18 protein-coding genes and 1 riboswitch are annotated in these 22087 nt (G+C 49.0%); of the genes, 8 read left to right on the forward strand and 10 right to left on the reverse strand.

Features of this window, described 5'->3' with window-relative positions:
- The first annotated feature begins 15 nt into the window (after window positions 1-15).
- From gnd to ahpF, 3 genes are all read left to right on the forward strand, one after another.
- Complete coding sequence (gene gnd, locus U719_RS15945; RefSeq protein WP_023469814.1) at window positions 16-1416, forward strand: decarboxylating NADP(+)-dependent phosphogluconate dehydrogenase; 1401 nt, start codon at window positions 16-18, stop codon at window positions 1414-1416.
- A 221-nt stretch (window positions 1417-1637) separates the two neighbouring features.
- Window positions 1638-2201, forward strand: coding sequence for an alkyl hydroperoxide reductase subunit C (gene ahpC, locus U719_RS15950; RefSeq protein WP_023469815.1), 564 nt, complete (start codon window positions 1638-1640; stop codon window positions 2199-2201).
- A 14-nt stretch (window positions 2202-2215) separates the two neighbouring features.
- Window positions 2216-3745 carry an alkyl hydroperoxide reductase subunit F gene (gene ahpF, locus U719_RS15955; protein WP_023469816.1) on the forward strand — a complete coding sequence of 510 codons (1530 nt, stop codon included), beginning with the start codon at window positions 2216-2218 and terminating at the stop codon, window positions 3743-3745.
- Between the two features lie 43 nt (window positions 3746-3788).
- Here the strand turns inward: ahpF and U719_RS15960 are convergent, their stop codons facing one another.
- A complete protein-coding gene (locus tag U719_RS15960) occupies window positions 3789-4358 on the reverse strand; it encodes a hypothetical protein (RefSeq protein WP_023469817.1) in 570 nt (189 codons plus the stop codon).
- A gap of 250 nt (window positions 4359-4608) precedes the next feature.
- Here U719_RS15960 and U719_RS15965 point away from each other — a divergent pair, with 250 nt between their 5' ends.
- Window positions 4609-5151: an ECF transporter S component gene (locus U719_RS15965; RefSeq protein WP_023469818.1), complete on the forward strand. Its 543-nt coding sequence runs from the start codon at window positions 4609-4611 to the stop codon at window positions 5149-5151.
- Window positions 5152-5196: 45 nt separating this feature from the next.
- On the opposite strand, the gene U719_RS15970 is transcribed toward U719_RS15965, so the two are convergent.
- Both U719_RS15970 and U719_RS15975 read right to left on the reverse strand, forming a co-directional pair.
- Entirely contained in the window at window positions 5197-6690 is a 1494-nt protein-coding gene (locus U719_RS15970) for a malate:quinone oxidoreductase (RefSeq protein ID WP_023469819.1), read from the reverse strand.
- Window positions 6691-6883: 193 nt separating this feature from the next.
- The gene (locus U719_RS15975; RefSeq protein ID WP_023469820.1) at window positions 6884-8389 is read right to left on the reverse strand and encodes a glycosyltransferase family 2 protein; all 1506 of its coding nucleotides are present in this window, start codon (window positions 8387-8389) and stop codon (window positions 6884-6886) included.
- A gap of 179 nt (window positions 8390-8568) precedes the next feature.
- On the opposite strand from U719_RS15975, the gene U719_RS15980 reads away from it, so the two are divergent.
- Complete coding sequence (locus U719_RS15980; protein WP_023469821.1) at window positions 8569-10098, forward strand: cryptochrome/photolyase family protein; 1530 nt, start codon at window positions 8569-8571, stop codon at window positions 10096-10098.
- A 40-nt stretch (window positions 10099-10138) separates the two neighbouring features.
- Here U719_RS15980 and U719_RS15985 read toward each other — a convergent pair whose 3' ends face one another.
- Window positions 10139-11506: an amino acid permease gene (locus U719_RS15985; protein ID WP_023469822.1), complete on the reverse strand. Its 1368-nt coding sequence runs from the start codon at window positions 11504-11506 to the stop codon at window positions 10139-10141.
- 160 nt (window positions 11507-11666) lie between these two features.
- A riboswitch (glycine riboswitch) is annotated at window positions 11667-11744 on the reverse strand.
- A gap of 209 nt (window positions 11745-11953) precedes the next feature.
- Between U719_RS15985 and U719_RS15990 the strand changes: the two genes are divergently transcribed.
- On the forward strand, window positions 11954-12493 hold the full coding sequence (locus tag U719_RS15990; protein WP_023469823.1) for a histidine phosphatase family protein: 540 nt from the start codon (window positions 11954-11956) through the stop codon (window positions 12491-12493).
- A gap of 178 nt (window positions 12494-12671) precedes the next feature.
- On the forward strand, window positions 12672-13895 hold the full coding sequence (locus U719_RS15995) for a sugar MFS transporter (RefSeq protein WP_023469824.1): 1224 nt from the start codon (window positions 12672-12674) through the stop codon (window positions 13893-13895).
- A 41-nt stretch (window positions 13896-13936) separates the two neighbouring features.
- On the opposite strand, the gene U719_RS16000 is transcribed toward U719_RS15995, so the two are convergent.
- Window positions 13937-14458 carry an NUDIX domain-containing protein gene (locus U719_RS16000; RefSeq protein ID WP_023469825.1) on the reverse strand — a complete coding sequence of 174 codons (522 nt, stop codon included), beginning with the start codon at window positions 14456-14458 and terminating at the stop codon, window positions 13937-13939.
- An 18-nt stretch (window positions 14459-14476) separates the two neighbouring features.
- Complete coding sequence (locus U719_RS16005; protein ID WP_023469826.1) at window positions 14477-14971, reverse strand: LURP-one-related/scramblase family protein; 495 nt, start codon at window positions 14969-14971, stop codon at window positions 14477-14479.
- Between the two features lie 230 nt (window positions 14972-15201).
- Here U719_RS16005 and U719_RS16010 point away from each other — a divergent pair, with 230 nt between their 5' ends.
- Entirely contained in the window at window positions 15202-16197 is a 996-nt protein-coding gene (locus U719_RS16010; protein ID WP_023469827.1) for a tRNA-dihydrouridine synthase, read from the forward strand.
- Window positions 16198-16242: 45 nt separating this feature from the next.
- On the opposite strand, the gene U719_RS16015 is transcribed toward U719_RS16010, so the two are convergent.
- The 4 genes from U719_RS16015 to U719_RS16030 all read right to left on the reverse strand — a co-directional run bounded on the left by U719_RS16015 (window position 16243) and on the right by U719_RS16030 (window position 22006).
- On the reverse strand, window positions 16243-16755 hold the full coding sequence (locus U719_RS16015) for a hypothetical protein (protein WP_023469828.1): 513 nt from the start codon (window positions 16753-16755) through the stop codon (window positions 16243-16245).
- Between the two features lie 31 nt (window positions 16756-16786).
- Window positions 16787-19546 carry a glycoside hydrolase family 3 C-terminal domain-containing protein gene (locus U719_RS16020; RefSeq protein WP_023469829.1) on the reverse strand — a complete coding sequence of 920 codons (2760 nt, stop codon included), beginning with the start codon at window positions 19544-19546 and terminating at the stop codon, window positions 16787-16789.
- 16 nt (window positions 19547-19562) lie between these two features.
- The gene (locus U719_RS16025; protein WP_023469830.1) at window positions 19563-20627 is read right to left on the reverse strand and encodes an alpha/beta hydrolase; all 1065 of its coding nucleotides are present in this window, start codon (window positions 20625-20627) and stop codon (window positions 19563-19565) included.
- Window positions 20628-20818: 191 nt separating this feature from the next.
- Window positions 20819-22006 (reverse strand): DUF4317 domain-containing protein, encoded by a 1188-nt coding sequence (locus U719_RS16030; protein WP_023469831.1) that lies wholly within the window; start codon window positions 22004-22006, stop codon window positions 20819-20821.
- Window positions 22007-22087 lie beyond the last annotated feature (81 nt).

A 22087-nucleotide genomic window follows, 5' to 3' on the forward strand; every position in this document is an offset into this window, starting at 1 on the left:
GGAGTCGTTCTACTTATGCAACATTCTATCGGAGTCATCGGGCTTGGCGTCATGGGACGCAACCTGGCACTGAATATGGCGAGTCATCAAGAAGAAGTCGCCATCTATAACTACACACGTGATTTAACGGACGATCTCGTCGCACATGATGAAGGACTACCCCTTCATCCGTACTACGACATTGAAGCATTCGTTCAATCACTCGCTCGCCCACGTAAAATCTTCATGATGGTCACGGCTGGTAGCGCGATTGATTCAGTCATCGAATCGTTGCTTCCGCATCTCGAAACAGGCGATATCATCATGGATGGTGGGAACTCTCACTTCCTCGATACAGAGCGTCGTTTCGACGAGTTACAACGCCACGGGATCGAATACATCGGCGTTGGTGTATCGGGTGGTGAAGTTGGTGCGCGGACCGGTCCTGCGATCATGCCGGGTGGATCGAAAGAAGCTTACGACCATGTCGCACCGATCTTGACGAAGATCGCTGCTCACGTCGAAGGAGATCCATGTTGCGTCTATATTGGTCCGAAAGGCGCTGGTCATTTCGTTAAGATGGTCCATAACGGCATCGAGTATGCGGACATGCAACTGATCGCTGAAGCGTATAGCTTCCTCCGTTTCCGTCTCGGACTCGACGTCACGGAAGTCGCGGACATCTTCGCTGAGTGGAACGCAGGTGAACTGAAGAGTTATCTGATTGAGATCACAGCGGACATTCTCCGGAAAACGGATGACGAGACAGGACAACCATTGATTGATGTCATTCTCGATCAAGCCGGTCAAAAAGGAACCGGAAAATGGACGAGCCTGCAAGCCATTGATAATGGAATCGCCTCTTCGATCATTACGGAAGCCTTGTTCGCGCGTTACCTTTCAGCTATTAAAGAAGAACGCGTCGCAGCGTCTTCTGTCCTGAAGGGACCAGAAGACTTGTCAACGCTTGAGCGAGACGCGTGGATCGAACGGATTCGTCAAGCGCTTTATATGGGGAAAGTCGCCGCATACGCGCAAGGCTTCACCCAGTACCGGACGTCGTCTGAGTTGTATGACTGGAACTTACGCCTCGAGGAGATCGCCTTGATCTTCCGTGGTGGATGCATCATCCGGGCCGACTTCTTGAATGTCATCAGTGAAGCGTTCAAAAATGATGCGAACCTCTCGAACTTGATGCTCGCCCCGTTCTTCGCTGAGAAAGTACAGGCGTATCAAGAATCGTTACGCCATGTTGTTGCCGAGGGTGCGTTATCTGGTTTTGCACTCCCATCTCTATCGACGTCACTGACGTATTACGATAGTTACCGGACAGCGAATTCGAATGCCAACATGTTGCAAGCACAACGCGATTATTTCGGAGCTCACACGTATGCACGGACAGACCGCGAAGGGATCTTCCACACGGACTGGCAATAAAGAATACAGCTCCCGACTCCTGTTTCATTTAGGAGTCGGGATTTCTTTTTTTGTTCACACAATCTTTCCTGAAATAAGAAATTGCCGATTATACCTTGACAAAAGTGTTGGTCTATATGAAATTAGTATTAGATTAGAATTATTCTAGTGTGATAAATACAGATTCCTTGTGTGCACTAGAACAGATTCTAAATATAGAACCCTTGAGGAGGATTTTTATCATGTCTTTAATCGGAAGTGAAGTAAAACCATTCAGCGCATCAGCATTCCACAACGGAGAATTCGTTGACCTAACGGATGCCAACCTTCGCGGTAAATGGAGTGTCGTATGTTTCTACCCTGCAGACTTTACATTCGTTTGCCCGACAGAACTCGAAGATCTCCAAAACCAATACGAAACACTCAAAGCGCTTGACGTTGAAGTTTACTCTGTCTCAACAGATACGCATTTCACACATAAAGCATGGCACGAAACGTCAGAAACAATCGGTAAAATCGAGTACGTCATGATCGGCGACCCATCACACGTCATCTCACGTAACTTCGAAGTCTTGAACGAACAAGATGGTCTTGCTGACCGCGGTACGTTCATCATCGACCCAGACGGCGTCATCCAAACAGTTGAGATCAACGCAGGCGGTATCGGTCGTGATGCGAGCACGCTCGTCAACAAAATCAAAGCAGCACAATATGTACGTAACAATCCAGGCGAAGTTTGCCCAGCGAAATGGGAAGAAGGCTCTGCAACACTCACACCAAGCCTTGACCTCGTCGGAAAAATTTAAGGAGCGGATTCGCGATGGCTTTAGCACCAGACATTAAAGCACAACTCGCGCAATACCTCGAGCTTCTCGAAGGCGATCTCGTCCTAGCCGTTAGTGCTGGGACAGACGCCGTCTCGCTTGAGATGAGCGCACTCGTCGAAGAGATCGCAAGCATGACACCACGCATCTCCGTCGAGCAGGCAAGTCTTCCCCGGACACCAAGTTTCACAGTCAACCGTGTCGGTGAAACAAGCGGCATTACGTTCGCGGGAATCCCACTCGGTCATGAGTTCACGTCCCTCGTTCTCGCTCTGCTCCAAGTCAGCGGTCGAGCACCGAAGGTCGATGCGGACGTCATCAAGCAGATTCAAGGCATTCAAGAAACGTACCACTTCGAGTCGTACATCAGCTTGAGCTGCCACAACTGCCCGGATGTCGTACAAGCATTGAACGTCATGAGCGTCCTCAACCCGAACATCAGTCACACGATGATTGATGGCGCGGCATTTAAAGCAGAAGTCGAACAAAAAGAGATCATGGCTGTTCCGACGGTCTTCGTCAACGGCGAAGCGTTCGGTAACGGACGGATGTCGCTTGAAGAAATCTTGGCGAAGCTTGGTACAGGTGCCGATGCTTCTGATTTCGCTGATAAAGATCCATACGATGTCCTCGTCGTCGGTGGTGGTCCAGCTGGATCGAGTGCTGCCATCTATGCAGCCCGTAAAGGCATCCGGACAGGAATCGTCGCAGAACGCTTCGGTGGACAAGTCATGGATACGATGAGCATCGAGAACTTCATCAGCATGAAGTACACGGAAGGACCAAAACTCGTCGCAAGTCTTGAGGAGCACGTCAAGGAATATGGCATCGACGTCATGAACCTACAACGGGCAACTCGCCTTGAGAAGAAGGACCTCCTTGAGCTCGAGCTTGAGAATGGTGCTGTCTTGAAAACGAAGAGTTTGATCCTTTCAACAGGTGCACGCTGGCGTAACGTTGGTGTCCCAGGCGAACTCGAATTCAAGAACAAAGGCGTCGCCTACTGCCCACACTGTGATGGTCCGTTGTTCGAAGGAAAACGTGTCGCAGTCATCGGTGGCGGAAACTCAGGAATCGAAGCAGCCATCGATCTCGCAGGAATCGTCAAGCATGTCACAGTCCTTGAGTTCGCACCGGAATTAAAAGCAGACGCTGTTCTTCAAGAACGCCTCGCTTCACTTCCGAACGTCACGGTCGTCGTCAACGCACAGACGAAGGAAATCACAGGAACGGACAAAGTGAACGGTATCACGTACATCGAGCGCGAAACGAACGTCGAACGTCACGTTGAGCTCGAGGGTGTCTTCGTCCAGATCGGTCTCGTACCGAACACAGACTGGCTCGGTGAAACGGTGAACCGTAACAAGTTCGGTGAAGTCCAAGTCGATCGCCACGGCGCAACGAACGTACCAGGCGTTTTTGCTGCAGGAGACTGCACAGATAGCGCGTATAAACAGATCATCATCTCGATGGGATCTGGTGCAACAGCTGCACTCGGTGCTTTCGATCACTTGATCCGGAATTAATGAAAAAGAGCGGAACTCAAACGAGTTTCGCTCTTTTTCTGCCTCAATAGTAGATTTCACCGTACCATGAACAATGATATTCTTTCGTGATGTGATGTCTTGTTAAGATGCCTTGCTTCGCGTATGTACCACTGACAGTTACGACCATCGTTTGCAAAGCATCGATTGGAGTACCGGAGAATCCGGTTTGCGTCCACTTTCCACCATCGATCGCAAGAGACGTCATCGAAAAGACATCGGATAATCGTTGGCGTTTACTCTGTTCCAAAAGTTCCGTCTCGAAATTTCCGATGATCCGGACATCGTTTCCACGTTCCGTACGTTCAAGCGTTCGTTCACTATCCCACTCTAAGCTCGTTTGGACACGTAGCGGCTTCAACCGTTCGAGTGCCCGTTCTTGAAAACGTTCCGGCGAAACCCAGTCCTCGTCTGCGAATTGATTTGCTGCAAGCAACGTGACGTCCGCATTTTCATGTGTCCGATTTATGTTTTCCACGATTTTTTCATATGCTGCGTAATAACGTTGGTGTTGTGTCGTCTGGTCCTTTGCCTCCGATGTGACTGATGACAATGAAGCGAATAAAAAAACAGCTGTCGCAATCTGATATTTCACTGACTTCCCCTCCCTTTCGCTTTTCATTGTACGAAAAAAACGAGGAATAGATTCGAAAACGACAACCGTTTTATGGATTTTTTCATTCAAGAGTGTATCAATAGATCGTACTCTTATGGAATTAAGAACAGATCAAGATTTGTATTCAAAACTGACCCCTATAAATAATTCAAAGTTGACACTTTTGACTAGTCCAGGCATCTGATAGATTAAAGCTATCTTAAAATCTATCATAAAGAAGGTTAGCCACATGCAAAAAGCAGCACCGTATTCTAGCACTCGTACCCGCCAGCTCGTCATCACTGCGATGTCAATCGCACTTGTTCTTGTTGCAACGATGTTCATCAATATTAAATTACCCATCGCTCCAAACGGTGGTCTCATTCATATGGGAACAGCGATGCTCTTTCTTGTTGCCATTTTATTCGGTCCACGGACAGCATTGATTGCCGGTGCTGTTGGAATGGGCTTATTTGATCTTCTATTGGGCTATACGATTTGGGCCCCTGGTACGATCATCGCACGTGGACTTCAAGGGCTGATTGTTGGTTACATCGCGTGGTCAGGTGGTCGCAACGGAACGAATGTCACATTCAACTTGATCGGGATGATCGCTTCCGCTCCTGTCATGCTGCTCGTCTACTTCGTACATGAAGGGATTATGTTCAGCAACTGGGTCGCACCATTCGGTTCCATTACAGGAAACATTATTCAAAACGTCCTCGGAATCCTTGTCGCGATTCCAGTCGGGATTGCACTGAAGAAAACACGCTTCTTCCGTAACTTCCGCTAAATCAAAAAAACCGTCCGGCTCCTCGTAGAGTCGGACGGTTTTCGTTTAGCGAATCGGTTGACCTTGTTCGAGTTCGAGCGTTTTTGCTGTTTCGGCATGGATCTGTTCGAACAGCTCCGGATGTTCAACGAGTGAGATCCCGTAAGACGGAATCATCTCCTTGATTTTTGCTTCCCACGCCGGTAATTCGGACGGGAAACATTTTCCGAGTACTTCGAGCATGACTGGAACCGCTGTTGAGGCACCTGGTGACGCCCCGAGTAAGGCAGCGACAGATCCGTCGGCCGCACTGACGACTTCTGTTCCGAACTGGAGTGTCCCTTTTCCTTGTGGTGTATCCTTGATGACTTGGACACGTTGACCAGCGACGACGACATCCCAGTCTTCTGTCTTCGCATTCGGAATGAACTCTCGTAACTCGTTCATCCGTTGTTCCGTCGACAAGAGGACTTGTTCGATCAGATACTTCGTCAATCCCATCTCTTTAGCTCCCGCAGCAAGCATCGTCAAGACGTTATTCGGTTTGACGGACGCAATCAAATCAAGATTCGATCCTGTCTTAAGGAACTTCGGTGAAAAGCCAGCGAACGGTCCGAAGAGGAGTGATTTCTTCCCATCGATGTATCGTGTATCCAAGTGCGGTACTGACATCGGCGGTGCTCCGACTTTCGCTTTTCCGTAGACTTTCGCATGATGCTGTTCAATGATTTCAGGATTTTTACAGACGAGGAACAAGCCACTGACTGGGAAACCACCGATCTGCTTCGATTCCTCGATGCCTGTTTTTTGGAGCAATGGTAAACTACCGCCGCCACCCCCGATGAAGACAAACTGAGCCGTATGATGCTCGATCCGGTGATCGCGCTCATTCTTCACTTTGACTTCCCAACCTCCGTCAACACGTTTCAAATCCTCGACACCGTGCTGATAGTTGATCTCTACATCGTGCTGTTCGAGATATTCAAACAGGATTCGTGTCAACGCACCAAAGTTGACGTCCGTTCCTGAATCGATTTTTGTCGCAGCAATCGGCTCGGGTGACGTCCGACCGTTCATGATGAGTGGAATCCACTCGGCTAATTTCGCTGGATCCTCTGAATATTCCATTCCCGCAAACAACGGATTTGCTGATAGCGCTTCCAATCGTTTTTTCAGAAATTCGACGTTTTCTGTTCCTTCAACCATACTCATATGTGGAATCGGCATGATGAATTCTTTCGGATTCGGCAAGACACCTTCCTTGACGAGATGCGACCAGAATTGACGTGATAGTTGGAACTGTTCGTTTACTTTGACCGCTTTACTGATATCGATCGAACCATCAGCATTTTCCGTCGTATAGTTCAGTTCGCATAATGCGGCGTGACCTGTTCCTGCATTGTTCCACTCGTTCGAGCTCTCTTCCCCGGCACTCGCGAGTTTCTCGAATACCTTGATGTTGATCTCAGGCGCGAGTTCTTTTAATAAGACCCCTAACGTCGCGCTCATGACTCCGGCACCAATTAAAATAACGTCTGTTTTTTTAGGCATACTGCTCATGATATCCTTCCTATCCCCGTTGATATTATGGACTACCTGTCATGAAAAACTTCCCCCTCATGACGACAACTTACCTTTCCATTATAACCCTATCATAGCTTGCGCAGAAAGGAACTTCTTTTACATTCAGAAATGTGCCGAGGCAGCTGATTTTACAAAATCGTCTGCCTCTTTTCGAAGCAGACGATTCCGCTCATTTGATGCGTAATCCTAAGTTTCCTTTAATGGTTTCATACCAACGATAGGTGTGATAGCTTTTTTGAATCACTGGCTCCTCCATCGAAATAGCCATGACCTGCTGCCCATAGTCATCAAAGCGTAGATAAACAAGATAACTCCCCCGCTCCATTTGTTTGGGTAGCTCTACCCGCAAGCGATAATAATGATTTTCAAGATCTGTGACATCTGTCTTTAAAAGATGCGTTTCTTCCATCCAATTACGATGTTGTAACGAAATCCCTTCTACACGAATTCGACGATCTCCAAGTGTTTGAACCGTTAGCTCGAGTCCCTTTTCTGTCAGTTCTAATTCGTGCACCTTCACATATAGAGAAAGAGCTAGCATTTGTTTCTGACCACTGCCTAATGGAATACTCCAGTAAGGTTGATCATCCACCCATTCGATTTCCTTTGTTTCTCTCGATTTCGACCACTTGACAGCATCCATGAAATCATCAAAACGTCCGGTGTTCCAGTAATGATACAACAGACGATTGAACGGCTTTTCAATCAATGAATCGATGGGATAGGAACGGTGTTGCGTAAATAAGGCAACGACGCGCGCAAACATTTGATGATAGGCTGACGGATCATGACTCTTGAGAAAGTGCTTACGATCATACAAACGTGTGATGCAGTCAAACTCAATCAGTCGATTGAGGATGAGACGTTCCTTTTCAACAGGTAATTTATATTCCAACACACGTCGTAAGACGATAAGATTCGTTTCCATCTTTTCCATGATATCAGTCTGCTTCGTTAATGAGTCATTTTCCTCGAGACGGTTCAAATAATAGATGGGAGCAGTGACCGTTGATATCGCATCCGTTCGTATTAAGACATCGATAAAAAATTGTTTATCTTCGGCGAATTTCATCGAAGGAAATTGAATCGCATGACGTAGCAGAAAGTCTCGACGCATCATACGGGCACGTGGACCGAGATGATAAAACGCATGCTTTAACGTATAAGGAGAAACGTGATCACGATTACGATTTGATTCGTGAACACCGATGATTCGGTTCGGTTGATTCGTAGACACTTGAATCGTACGTCCGACGGCGTAGTCCACTCCGGTTCGATCCATCGTCTCATTCAAAATTCGTAATCCATCATGCGCTAACCAATCGTCCGCATCCAAAAACGTAACATATTTCGATCGTGCAAGAGCCAAACCTAGATTACGTGGCATCGCAGGCGTGCCCGTATTGTTTTTCAGCAGTATGCTGACAAGTTGAGGATATAAGGAAGATAAGCGTCTTAACAGACGGCGTGAGCCATCTGTGGATTTATCATCTACCGCAATGATCGTCACGTTTCGAATACCGATCGTCTGTACTAAAACGGAGTTAATCGTTCGTTCAAGATAGATAATCGCGTTGTACACTGGAATAACGACTGTAACAGCAACATGACGTCTTAGACGTTTTGCATTTAAAACCTCATAGTCTTTTGGTACTGATGAAATCTTTGACCTCACTTGATTCACTCCTCATCCTCAAAGGTGATTCAATTTATCAACTATATTGGTTTTTAATGTAAAATACTTATAGTATAAACAAAATTCAATTGTCCTGCAAGTATCGTTTGGAACACACACGAACGTATGAATTTATTCAAAAACGGTAATCATATAACAAAGATAAAGGAGGGACTCTCATGGCGACACGCTGGATATTCGGTAATCAATTGAATCACGATCTCCCCTTATTGCAGGAAGCAAACAAACAAGATGACGTCATCCTAATGGTCGAAGCGTCCTCACGCTCCAAGTGGAAGACGTACCATAAACAAAAACTTGTCCTCGTCTTCTCGGCGATGCGGCATTTCGCGGAAGAACTACGCGAGAAAGGCTTCACCGTTGATTACCGGGAAGCCGACTCGTTCGATCAGGCATTCAAGGCGCACCGGAAAGATCATGATCCGGATCATGTATTCTATACGGCGATTACGGACGAACCGATGCGCAAGGCAATGCACAAGTGGCAAGACGCCTTACCGAAGAAGATCACGGTCGAGGTCTGTTCTGACGTTCCGTTGTTTTTACTGACACAGGAAGAAGCGATTGAAGCAATCGGCGACAAACCATACAAGATGGATCGGTTTTATCGCAAACTGCGTAAGGAACGAAACGTTCTCATGAACGGCTCTAAACCGATTGGTGGAAAGTGGTCGTTTGACGCCGAGAACCGAAAACCAGCGAAGTCCGGAACGACGTTTCCGGATCCCGTTCAGTTTCGTCCCGATCGTATCACAAAGGACGTCATCGACAAGGTCGAGCGTGATTTTTCCGATCATCCGGGAGCACTTGATTCCTTCCATTGGCCGGTTACGCGAAAGGAAGCGACGCGGGCTCTCCATCGTTTCATCGAAGAACGACTCGAGACGTTCGGGACATATCAAGACGCCATGCTGACCGGTGAAGATACGTTATCGCACTCACTCTTGTCAGCAGCAATCAATCTCGGCTTGTTGACACCGGAAGAAGTCATTCGTCAAGTCGAAGCCGCCCTCGAAGATCAAGATGCTCCGCTCAATGCGGTCGAAGGTTTCATCCGGCAAATCCTCGGCTGGCGTGAATACATGCGCGCTGTTTACTTAGCCGAGATGCCGGACTATGCGTCCGTCAATGCACTGCGTCACGAAGCGGATCTACCGGACTTTTTCTGGACCGGGAAGACGAACATGAACTGTGTCGCAGAATCGTTACGTCCCGTCGTCGAGCATGCCCACAATCACCATATCCAACGCTTGATGGTGCTCGGGAACTTCGCTAATCTGTTTGCGATCTCGCCGCAACAGACGGCAGATTGGTTCAACGAGATGTACATCGATGCCTACGACTGGGTCGTCTTACCGAACGTCCTCGGAATGGCGCTTCATGCCGATGGGGGAACGTTATCGACTAAACCGTACATCGCTTCGGCAAATTACATCCATAAGATGAGTGATTATTGCAAGGGATGCCCGTTCCATCAAAAGGACATGCTCGGAGAGGATGCCTGTCCGTTTAACGCCTTGTACTGGGACTTCATCGACCGGCATGAAAAACGGTTCGCTGATAATCAGCGGATGTCGATGATGTATCGGCAATGGGGAAAGCGCGATGCGGACAGCAAACGCGATATTCGAAAGAAAGCGAAAGCACTCCGGAAACAGTTACAGGACGGTGCTTTTGATACACCATAAAACAAGCCGGTCGGATTAGATCCGACCGGCTTGTTTTGGCTTACGCACTTTTTTGATTAGCTGCTTGTTGTTTCTTTTTCCGGAGGTGATACAGTCCGAATAGTCCGAGGAACCAAACCGGTGTCAGCAACAAGGCTGGGCGTGTATCGTCAGCAAACAGCATGACGACGAGAATGACCGCAAACAATCCGAGTACGAGGTAATTGACGAGTGGTGTCAATGGTGCTTTGAATGTCGACGCCGCATGCAATTCCGGATTTTGTTTCTTGTACCGGAGATGACAGACGAGGATGACACCCCAAACCCAGATGAAACAGATCGCACTGATCGTCGTGACGATACTGAACGCTTGTCCTGGTAACAGTTTACTGAGCAAGGCACCGACTGAGACGACGATCGTCGAGACGAACAAGGCGTTTGCCGGGACATGGTTTTTGTTCAACTTCGAGAACTTTTTCGATGCTTGCTGTTGATTTCCCAGGTTATACAGAATCCGGCTCGTCGAGAACATTCCGCTGTTACATGCAGAAGCAGCAGATGTCAGTACGACGAAGTTGATGATTCCTGCTGCGAGTGGAATCCCGATCAGACTGAATGTCTTGACGAACGGACTTTCTGTCGCACTTAATCCTGTCCATGGGTTGATCATCAAGAGGACGAGTAAGGCACCGACATAGAAGAATAAGATCCGAAGCGGAATCTTATTGATCGCGGATGGGATGTTCTTCTTCGGATCCGCTGTCTCCGCTGCGGATACCCCAACGAGCTCAACACCGACATAGGCAAAGACGACCATTTGGAACGATAGCAGGAATCCAGTAATTCCGTTTGGCATCCATCCACCATGTGACCAGAGATTCGATACCGTCACGGGACCAGCGTCTGTTTTAAAACCAATGGCGAGTAAGACGATTCCGACACCGATCAAGGCAAGGATCGTCACGACCTTGATCAAGGCGAACCAAAACTCGAGTTCACCGAACAATTTAACGGTTAATAAGTTAAAACCAAGTAAAATCAAGAGTGCAAGAACGGCTGGAATCCATTGCGGGATATCAAACCAATACTTGACGTACAGACCGACAGCGATAATGTCCGCCATCGCTGTCATGATCCAGCAGAACCAATACGTCCAACCGGTCACGAATGCGGCACGTGGTCCGAGATAATCTTCTGCGATATCCGTGAGTGACTGATAACCTGCTTTTGACAATAACAATTCCCCAAGTGCGCGCATGACGAAGAAGATCGCGATCCCGACGAGTAAGTAGGCAAAAATGATCGATGGTCCGGCGAGTTGGATCGCTTTTCCTGATCCTAAAAACAACCCTGTTCCGATCGTTCCACCAATGGCAATCAACTGTACATGACGATTCGATAAATCCCGCTTTAATCCTTGCTGTTCCAAACCTGAACTCCTCCTTGTGATGGTTTCTCTACGCTTCAGACCGTTCTGTCGGTCCTGAAAAAGAAAAAAAGAGACTGGACGAATGTCCAATCTCAACAAAATCAAAGGAATAACCCATACACGCCACTACGACATTCCATGAATGCCCGTCGCTGCATGTGATTACTCTTCTGTCCGTTTGCCTGAGATTGTGAACCCTTCGGCGCCGTGTCGACACGGTCTCTCCAGAAGCTGCTCCTGCCATAGTGTGACCCATGACAATCATAGCTTTCTCTTTATTTGATTATCCGATGCGTCGCTGCATCGATGAATTGTTTCTAATTCTAGTAATCTCGACAGCGTTTGTCAACGCCTTTTTCAAAATGATTTTTCAATCTATGAAAAGGACTTTACCATCTTTTCCAGAAATCATACAGCACGACTTGATCACGAAAGGATGAAACATTCATGTCGACGATTTACTTGATTCGCCACTGTGAAACGACTGGTCAAGCACCGGAAGCCCCGTTAACACCTCGTGGAGAAGAACAGGCGCAACGACTGTGTACGCAGTTATTTGAGCTTCCAATCACACATCTTATTTCGAGTCCGTATCGCCGAGCGCTCGACTCGATTCAACCACTTGCGACTGCTCTGAAACTACCCGTTGCACAAGAAGAGGACTTAAAAGAACGACGGTTAAGTGCTATTCCACTTGACGATTGGCAGGACCATCTTCTTCGAACGTTCATCGATCCAGACTATACGTGTCCTGGTGGTGAATCTAGCCGGATAGCAACTAAGCGCATCACGCGTGTCGTTGAAGAAGCGTTGCAACAGCATGATGGTTCCATTCTCGTGACACATGGGAATTTGTTATCTTTATATCTGCATTCGATTGACCCTACGTTTGGATTCGAAGAAAGTTTACAGCTGAAGAATCCGGATATTTTTAAGGTGACACGTATTCAGCAACAAACAATCGTCGAACACTTGGAAGCTTTTTGAAAATCTATTCATTTTAGGCATACGACTTGATATAATCTATTCTTTTTACTTATGAAAAGCATAAGAACTATCTATTTTACTTCCCTTCGGAACGGCTTTATATTGAATGAATTGATAATAAAGTTAAGTAGTTTTCGATTCAGGTATGAAGCGGAACTTCAGAAAAGAAGGGATTTTTATGTCTACCACAAAAAAAGGCTATTTCATGATGATCGTCCTCTGGTTCGCCTATGCGACCTTCGCCATGAACTGGGTCGCGGGTTCATCGTTGACGCCACAAATCACGGCGCATTTCTTCGGTAATCAGACCGTTGACCCCCTCATCTCACAACTCGTCAACTATTCGATTACGACGGCGCGTGTCTTCGCGAACATTCTTGCCGCGCTCATCTTGATGAAGCTCGGTCCGAAAAAAGCACCGTTGCTCGCATTGTTGTTCCTGATGATGTCGATCGTCGCCATCTACCTACCGAACTACTGGGCGTATACGGTCGCTCGCATGATCATGGGACTCGGTGGTTCAATGGTCATCGTCTACATGAACCCGGTCGTGACACGTTACGTTCAAGACCCGGCTGAAAAATTACGGATCAACGCCTTCAACACTGTCTCCTATAACGTCGGTGCATTTGTCGTGTCACTCTTGTTCACCTTGTTCGCTGATCAATTCGTCAGTGACTGGAAACTGACGTTGACGATTTTCGCGAGTCTGACAGCGATTCTCTTCTTCGCATGGTGGATCGGTAGTGAGTCGTTCGAGTTGAATGATGCTGCGGACGCGGACGAAACGCCTTACGGTTACGGAGACGCTGTTCGCGATCCATTCCTCTGGAAATATGCGGTTGCCTTCGGCGGTTTCTTGACGCTCTATATCTTATCGCTCGTCGGCTTGAAACCTGTATTCGATACGTATACGCAGTTGAACGGTTCGCTCGTCAACCTGTTGGTCTCAGGTGCCGGAATCGTCGGAACGTTCGTCGGTCTACGGATCGGTAACAAAGGAACACCTCGTAAACCGATTCTGTTGATTAGCGGGACGGTCATGATCGCGAGTTTCCTCGTCACGGTCTTGTTCGGAAACATCTCGCCGCTCGTTTCATATGTCTTTGCGTTCATTTCTGGATTTGCGATGTACATCCAGTATCCGATCTTCATGAACTTGGCACACGAACGAAAAGGGATGACACCGCAAAAGATCACCGTCTTATTCGGTCTCTTCTGGGCGATCGCTTATGCGACGCAGACGATCTTTACGATCATTTGGAGTTACGCACTCGGACATGCGGGATATACGGTCTCGATGATCGTCTTCTTCCTGTGCTGTTCCGTGTATCTGTTCTTCACGTTCTTCTTACCAGAAACAAAACCAAAACGGACGGATTCATTACGAAAATCCGCTTAATCAAGCAATAAGCCCTTCCGAATCACCGGAAGGGCTTATTTTTATGCTTCGTTATGCGCGCCGTAACTATGGCGAAGGGCAAACAACAGTCGAATCAATGATTCATGGTACCCGATGAACCATCCTTCTTCGATCCCGTTGACGATCGCTTCTTCTGTCATCCAAGCGACGCGCTGGACTTCTTCTTCCTGCAACGTCAGCGTCGTCAAATCCACTTCCTGCTCGACGAGATAATAATCATCAAAACCGATTTCAAACGGAATCGTCAGATGGGGACGGATGCCTGTGAAATCGATATCGAGTCCAAGCTCTTCCGACAGTTCACGTTGCGCTGCCATCTGACTCGTATCCTCGCTGATTGCACTGCCTCCGACCGTCACATCCCACATGTTCGGCCAACCAGATTTGAACGGTTGCCGCTGTTGGACGAGCATCTCTCCTTTGGCGTTAAAGACACAGACATGAATCGTCATGTGATAATCGCCGGCTGTATGTGGCGTCCCCCGTGTCCAGAGCCGTCCTGTTTTCTTACGATCTGCTGTGTATACGTCCCACTGTTCCATCCTAAATCCTGCTCCTTTTTAATCAATGAAAGATGTAGAGTTCGAACTTTCCTCCGCCTTGACGCAATCAATCGCGACGACGAGGGCGATCAACAATTCTTCCATCGCTTCATCTTCAACTTCAATGATGTACTGATCGGTCCAAGAGATCCATTTCTTCTGCACGCGACCAATCCGTTGCCCTTGTTGTAAGACCTCAAAATCAACATCCCACCAGTCGCCCGTCACTTCGAATTGATCCGAATTGATCGTATAGCGGTCCTTGAAGAACGTGAACTCTTTAATGATTTCAAACGATTGCCCTGCTACTTCGACATAAAAGACCGGTCGGAAACTGAACGTCTTCTTCGTGATTTCCGCGACTTCCTCTCCATCTCGGTTCGTCACGATGAATGACTTCGGAAGTTTCATAAAACTTCCCTCGATGTGATAGGCGTCGTGCCCTGCCTCGTCTTGAATCGAGAATCGTCCACGTAAACTGAACGCTTTTTCTTTCATATAGAGTGTATGCATACCGGTCTCCTCCTTTAGTGTATAGTCTCATTTACGCGATCACCGACGGAAAAGATTCAATATCTGGAAACTACCTCCGTCCAACTTTCTCTTATTTCCTTCATTCCCTCCTGCATCTAGTGAATCGCATCCCTTACTTGCACTTTTTAGCCAGAGCGCTTAAAGTGTATAGTTGATGAAATTCTTTAACCACACATGTGCATTACCTTAAGGAAAGGGTTTAATATACTATGAAAAAGAACTTTTGGCAGGACTTACCACGACCATTTTTCGTCTTAGCACCGATGGAAGACGTCACCGACGTCGTCTTCCGCCACGTCGTCGCGAAAGCGGCGCGTCCGGACGTCTTCTTCACGGAATTCACGAATACAGAAAGCTATTGTCATCCGAAAGGCAAGCAGAGCGTCCGCGGACGTCTCGAGTTCACGGAGGATGAACAACCAATGGTTGCTCACATCTGGGGCGACAAACCGGAATATTTCCGCGAAATGAGCATCGGCATGGCAGAGATGGGCTTTAGCGGGATCGACATCAACATGGGCTGTCCCGTCCATAACGTCGCCGTGAACGGTAAAGGCTCCGGCTTGATCAATCGTCCGGAAGTCGCGGCTGAACTGATCCAAGCTGCAAAAGCGGGCGGTCTCCCAGTCAGCGTCAAAACGCGTCTCGGTTATACGAAGGTCGAAGAGTGGCACGATTGGTTGCGCCACATCCTCGAGCAAGATATCGCGAACCTCTCGATTCATCTCCGGACACGTAAAGAGATGAGCGCCGTTCCAGCGCACTTCGAATTGATTCCGGAAATCAAGAAGTTACGCAATGAGATCGCACCACAGACGTTACTGACGATCAACGGGGATATCAACGATCGCCAACATGGTCTTGAACTCGTCGAGAAATATGGTGTCGACGGTGTCATGATCGGTCGCGGGATCTTCCACAATCCGTTCGCGTTCGAAGTCGAGAAAAAAGAACATTCGAGCCAAGAACTCCTCGATTTGTTACGTCTGCAGCTTGATTTGCACGATCATTACTCGGCTCAATTTGAGCCCCGTCTCTTCAAACCATTACGCCGGTTCTTCAAGATTTACGTCCGCGGATTCCGCGGCGCGAGTGAACTGCGGGTCAAATTGATGGAGACGAACTCAACGGATGAAGTACGCGCTTTACTCGACGCCTTCGTTGAAGAAGAAGGGATTCACGAGGTCAACTCGTTTTCAATCTAACAACAAAGCACGCCTCCTCGTCTTGAGGAAGCGTGCTTTTTCGTGTCACCAGTGTTCGATGGTTTGACGCGTATCTGCACACCATTGTTCAAAGTCAGACTGATGCGTCAGCGATAGGAAACGCCGTTTACCGAGTCGCCGATCGAGCCGTGCGATACCACGGATGAAAGGATGTGGATGAACAAGCGCTTGTTCGAACGCGAGGTTCGGGTACTGCAACAAGTCCTGCTGCATCTCATAGTTTTCCATGTATCCGTCTTGTTTGACCTGTCGTTCGATCTCAGCGGATAACGCATGCGACTGCTTCAACCAGTCGGACTGCCATAGCGATCCGGCTGGTTTTTCCGGTAACTGTGCAGCTTGTAACGCGTAGCGCCGATCGACTTCCCGTTCGAAGTGAAAGTCGTCTGCTCCGAGAATCTCTTCTCCGTCAAACGTCATCCAGACGCGACTAGGACTATCTTGAATCCGGTAGACGGCTGCATGAAAAGCAATCCGTCCCTGTAACGACGGGGCGAGTAGTTGCTCGACCCGTTTTTTGATGATGGAAAACTGCACGCAATCCGTCCTTTCCGTCCGGCTAATCTAATCAGCCGTTCTTCATATGAAACGATTCCGCAAGCGTAAACGTCAACTCTTTTAACTCGAGACCACCGAGTGCAAAGTAGAGTTTCAGATAGTTGTGTGGGTTGAAGACGAAGACGTCCTTCGTCTGACTGACCCACTCGCCGTTCGTTCCGTTGAAGGTGAAGGTCGCGACCGGCATGTTGTTCGCAAACAATGTCACTGGCATCTGCGCCAGTTCGCCAGCATTCGAACGTGCCGTCAACGTGACCTGATACATCCCTGTCTCTTCCGCCGTGACAGCGAAGACATGACTGCTTCCTGTCGTCGTCGTGACGTCCGTTAACGGGAACCCATCCCCACTGACGAGCCGTTGGTGCGAGACCGCTTGCTCTTCGAGCGTCTCCTCTTCGACCGGTGCCCCGAGAACTTCGACCGGTGATACTGTTCCCATCACACGGTCCATGACCGGTGAGCGTAACAGGAACTGACAGATGTTCGCGGCACTCCGCAGTAACTCGGAACGCCGAAGTGTTCCGTCAGCGAGAGCCGTCAACGTATCATCTTCGAACGGATTCGTTCCTGGTTCGCCGACGACCATGTAGAGATCGTTTTGCGAACGGACCATCGTTGCCGTTTGCTGACGGTTTGCTTCCAAACCTTCCGCGTTGATCTTCGCCCACCAGTCGGTCATGACGATTCCGTCAAAGCCCCACTCATCGCGCAAGATGCGTGTGTTCTGATCGTACAAACCGGCAGTCCAGATCCCATTGACGGCACCATACGTCGTCATGATCGAGTAGGCTTTCCCGTCCTTGACGGCCATCTCGAATCCTTTCAGGTACAACTCACGTAACGCCCGTTCTGATACGATCGAATCCAGATCGTGCCGGTGGAACTCTTGGTTGTTGGCACTGAAGTGCTTCAATGTTCCCGTCACACCAACCCGGTGCATCCCGTCGAGCTGTGCCACAACCATTTTTCCAGTCAGATACGAATCCTCCGAGAAATACTCGAAGTTCCGTCCGTTGAGTGGATGACGGTGGAGGTTCATCCCAGGTCCAAGCAACGTATCGATCTCGTTCTTCCGTAACTCAAGACCTGTCATCTCAAATAGATCGGCAATCAATGTTGTGTTGAACGTCGAGGCAAGCAATGTTCCGTTCGGTAACGAGAAGGCTTTCGTCCCGATGTCCATCCGGATTCCGGACGGACCATCCGCACAGCAACCTGCTGGAATACCGAGTGCTTCGAGTTCTGTCGTCACGCCACCGAAGGCGCCCGCCGTTCCTGGTGTGACGCGCGGTGAGTTCATCCCTTCGCCCCGGACGATCGCCGCGAGATCCGCATCCGTCAATTGATCGAGGAACGTCTCGAGCGTGACCCGTCCTTCTTTGACGTCGCGTAACTTCCAACCGGCATCTTCCGTCTGCGTCCGTTCAACAGGACGCTCCTGTTGACGACGTTGTTCCGGATCGATCGTCCGCAGTGGTGTTGCTTCATACGTCACCGTATATCCCGTTTCGGTCGCTTGTGGTTTGATGCGTTCAAACGCCGTCACCGGTGCCATGTTCTCCGTTAAGACGTCCGTGACGTCAAGCGTCTCGACGGAATGGCTTGCGACTGGAACCGCTGACCGGACGTCCGTTCCGAGATACAACTGATACGTGCCAGGTTCGACAACATAAGACGATTTATACCCGGTGACGCCACTATCGTCATAACTCGCAAATGAGGTGAACGGTACGACGAGTGTGAGAGATTCTTGCTCGCCTGGTGCGAGTTCTTTTGTCTTGCCGAACGTAACGAGTTGACGCGTCGGGTTCCCGAGTTGTCCTTGTGGTTTCTCAAGATATCCTTGTACGACTTCCTTCCCGCTCGTCTGACCGGTATTCGTAACCGTCGCCGTAACCGTCCAAGCATCAGCTGACGTCGTTACGTCTGTCGTAAGGTCAAACGACGTATACGATAATCCATAACCGAACGGATACAAGACCGCTTCCGGTGCGAACGTCTCGAAGTAACGGTACCCGACATAGATGTCTTCTTGATACAACGCGCGATCGGCATGACCGAAGTATGGTGTCGACGGATAATCATCGAGTGAACGGACGATCGTATCCGGTAGTTTCCCAGACGGCGAGACGCGGCCGAGCAAGAGATCACTCAGTCCAGTTCCACCTTCCATCCCTCCTTGCCACGCGTAAAGGACAGCACTTGGCGCCGTCTCTTCGACCCAGCGCATATCGATGATATTCCCGACGTTCAAGACGACGACGGTCTGTTTGAAGTGTGTCGTCACGAGTCGGAGCATCTCCTGTTCCGTCTCCGTTAAAAAATAACTCCCTGGATCCGCCGTATTGTCGCGGTCTTCCCCAGCCGTACGACCGATCATGATCAAGGCAACATCGGAGTCAAGCGCTGCTTGCTGAACGAGTGTCGCGTCAAGCGGCATCTCTTCTTGCGACCACGGCTCGGCTGCCCAGCCTTCACCTTGGTCAAACGGATGGTCTTCAAGCCACGTCTCGTACGCCTTGAGGACGTCTGCGTTCAGCGTTACGTCTTCGCGTAGCATATCGAGCGGACTGACGACGTTCGTAACGTTGACCATCCCGCCTGATCCTGTTCCACTTTTATAGTAGTTGAACTGATTACGTCCGAAGACAGCGACCGTCGATGCGGGTTGCAACGGGAGCACACCATCATTTTGTAAGAGGACTGCCCCTTCCGCGACGGTTTGTCGAGCGAGTTTTGTATAGGCTTGCCAATCGAGTGTGTATGTCATACGTCATCCACCTTTATTAGTTAGTTTGAGAAAAGAGTCGTTTTAAGTCCTTCGCAATTTCGTCTAAGCTGTCTTCGGCTTGCGGATACAGACCGAGTTTATCAAGAAAGGCATGTTCCATCCCGCGGTAGTGGAGATAACGAGTCTTGACGCCAGCGCGTGCCAGTTTTTTCGCATACGCTTCCCCTTCAAGACGTAAGTAATCAAACTCTCCTGTAATGACGAGTGCCTCTGGTAGATCATCGAGCGTCGCGAACAACGGTGAGATCCGTCGATCCGTCGAATCACTTGCTTGAACATACCATTGCTCGAGGACACCTTCTTCATCTTGAAGCGACAAAATGATCCGTTCGAGTAACTGCGGTTCCGTTTGTCGGTCATACGCTTCAAGCGTCCAGTCATATTCCGAATTTGGATGTTCCCCAACGTTGACGACTGGATAATACAAGACTTGATAGCGGATATACGGTATCGGACGCTCGCGGTCGAGCAAACAACAGACCGTCGCTAAGTTCCCACCGGCACTATCACCGGCGACAGCGATTGCACCTGGATCAATCCCAAGTCGATCAGCGTGCTCGACTGCCCAATCGATCGCTGCATGACAATCCATAAGCCCTGTCGGAAACGGATGCTCTGGCGCCAATCGATAACCAACGGACAAGACGGCGACGTTCCCTTTATCGGCTAATGCCTTACACGGATTCTCGACCGTCTCGAGCGTGCCCCCGAAAAAACCACCGCCATGGAAATAGACGACGAGCGGGATTGGACGCGCCGCTTCCGGACGATACAGCCGTGCTTCGATCGTGGTACCGGATCTTGGAATCACGAGGACATCCGTCGCAATCTGTCGGGTCGTCACGTCTTCGTTGTCCCAGCCCATGCCGGCACGCGCCAGTTCGACTGGCGACGCCCCTTCTGGAATCGAGACCGATGGACGCTGCGTGAGGACGACCTCACGGACACGCGGATCGAGTGTTCCTGGAGTCGAGACGTCAGGAATCGGCTTATCGACGATTTCGAGTCCATCTTGATGAATCGATGAACGATTTCGTAACGTTCGTAGTAAATCTTGCATCGATGCGGTAGACAATTGAATTGCTCCTTTCCTAATCAAACCGTTATCGAAAGCGCTTTCGATAACGGTTAAAAAAATTTCGAATGCCTCTTTTTCAAAAAAGAGACCGCTTACATCACAATATACCTGTCTTTGACAGGAGAAGCAAATGTTTCACCTAAAAAAATCAGCGCAGTCGCCTGCGCTGATCCTCATCGTAATTGTTCTTGGGAAACGATCGTAAAGCCATCGATGACCGTGTCTTCCTCGACCTCGATCAACAGGCATCGTTTCCCTTGATAGTTGACTTGTTTGACGTACTTCAAGTCTTGCGGACTGATCGCGATGTTTGCGACCTTCGTATTGATTTTAATCGATTTCGCTTCATAGTTCGGGACGATGTTACTTGCCTTCATCTCGTATGTCGGATCGTCAACGACCGTCTTGAACGCCCGTTCGACCTGCTCTGTGCTGACGTCTTCGACACCACTTGCCTTGAGGACACGTTCGACTTCCTGAACGTCGAGCATTGGCACTTCTTCCTCATCCTGATCCTCTTCGACGACGATCAACTGATTGATGTTTTCATAGACACCGGCTAACGTCTTCGTATCCATCGATTCACCGACGACCGATTTGACGATTTCCTCGAAGATCGCTTTATCCTCATCTGCCGTGACGATCGGTTGACCGTTCAAGACGTTTTCAAGGAAGCCAAAATCCGGTTTATTTGGTTTGCCCGCCGCATACAAGACATGATTGACGTCTGCTGCATTGTCAGTGAAGGTCGGGAAGAGGAACCCACCAATCGGCGACGCCAGTTTGATGACCGGATTGATGAATAAGTTCGACTTGAATTCGCGTTCGACGAAATCAAAGACGAGTGATTGTTTCGGTAGCTCTGTCAAGTTAAGGCTACCGAGGATGAACGGTGTCGTATAGACGTCGTCATTCGGATCAATCTCTTTCTCGTCCGCTTGGCGCTTCGTCGTTTTATAGTATTGTCCGCGAATGAACGTGACGACGAGGTCATTCTCGTACTGAACGTCTTGGACCATCTTCAACGCCATCGTCTGCATCTGCTCGACCCAGTCCTCCGGCTCTTTCGCATACAGTCCTTCATAAAGGAGCTGCTGCGTATGACCCGTCTCTCCTTCTTCCGGATGCGTGAACTTGACCTCGAACAGCTTGACGTCGAGTTTTCCACCTAGTACCTTCTTAAAGTTCGCGAGGAACAGCTCCTGTTGTTCCGGATCAAGCAATGGAAACGGTCGGGCTTCCTCATGATAGATTTCGCTCGTCTCTTTTCGGATATAGACGTTGTAGATTTCATGGATTTTTAGTAAATCGGCATCCATCTTGAAGTGACGACGGATGTCGGCGATGTCTTTTTTATTCATGCATACCAGCTCCTCGAATCATTAAAATCCTGCTTCCTGAAAAGCGTACCATATGCGAGATGACCCGACATCTTTTAGAAA

This window comes from Exiguobacterium sp. MH3 (assembly GCF_000496635.1).
GTDB classification, from domain to species: domain Bacteria; phylum Bacillota; class Bacilli; order Exiguobacteriales; family Exiguobacteriaceae; genus Exiguobacterium_A; species Exiguobacterium_A indicum.

What these genes read in the sequence shown, in the direction of transcription:
- U719_RS15965 (WP_023469818.1), top strand. Translation starts at nt 4,609, where the DNA reads ATGCAAAAAGCAGCACCGTATTCTAGCACTCGTACCCGCCAGCTCGTC.
- U719_RS16005 (WP_023469826.1), bottom strand. Translation starts at nt 14,971, where the DNA reads ATGCATACACTCTATATGAAAGAAAAAGCGTTCAGTTTACGTGGACGA.
- U719_RS15970 (WP_023469819.1), bottom strand. Translation starts at nt 6,690, where the DNA reads ATGAGCAGTATGCCTAAAAAAACAGACGTTATTTTAATTGGTGCCGGA.
- U719_RS15995 (WP_023469824.1), top strand. Translation starts at nt 12,672, where the DNA reads ATGTCTACCACAAAAAAAGGCTATTTCATGATGATCGTCCTCTGGTTC.
- U719_RS15980 (WP_023469821.1), top strand. Translation starts at nt 8,569, where the DNA reads ATGGCGACACGCTGGATATTCGGTAATCAATTGAATCACGATCTCCCC.
- ahpF (WP_023469816.1), top strand. Translation starts at nt 2,216, where the DNA reads ATGGCTTTAGCACCAGACATTAAAGCACAACTCGCGCAATACCTCGAG.
- ahpC (WP_023469815.1), top strand. Translation starts at nt 1,638, where the DNA reads ATGTCTTTAATCGGAAGTGAAGTAAAACCATTCAGCGCATCAGCATTC.
- U719_RS16010 (WP_023469827.1), top strand. Translation starts at nt 15,202, where the DNA reads ATGAAAAAGAACTTTTGGCAGGACTTACCACGACCATTTTTCGTCTTA.
- U719_RS16030 (WP_023469831.1), bottom strand. Translation starts at nt 22,006, where the DNA reads ATGAATAAAAAAGACATCGCCGACATCCGTCGTCACTTCAAGATGGAT.
- gnd (WP_023469814.1), top strand. Translation starts at nt 16, where the DNA reads ATGCAACATTCTATCGGAGTCATCGGGCTTGGCGTCATGGGACGCAAC.
- U719_RS16020 (WP_023469829.1), bottom strand. Translation starts at nt 19,546, where the DNA reads ATGACATACACACTCGATTGGCAAGCCTATACAAAACTCGCTCGACAA.
- U719_RS16000 (WP_023469825.1), bottom strand. Translation starts at nt 14,458, where the DNA reads ATGGAACAGTGGGACGTATACACAGCAGATCGTAAGAAAACAGGACGG.
- U719_RS15990 (WP_023469823.1), top strand. Translation starts at nt 11,954, where the DNA reads ATGTCGACGATTTACTTGATTCGCCACTGTGAAACGACTGGTCAAGCA.
- U719_RS16025 (WP_023469830.1), bottom strand. Translation starts at nt 20,627, where the DNA reads ATGCAAGATTTACTACGAACGTTACGAAATCGTTCATCGATTCATCAA.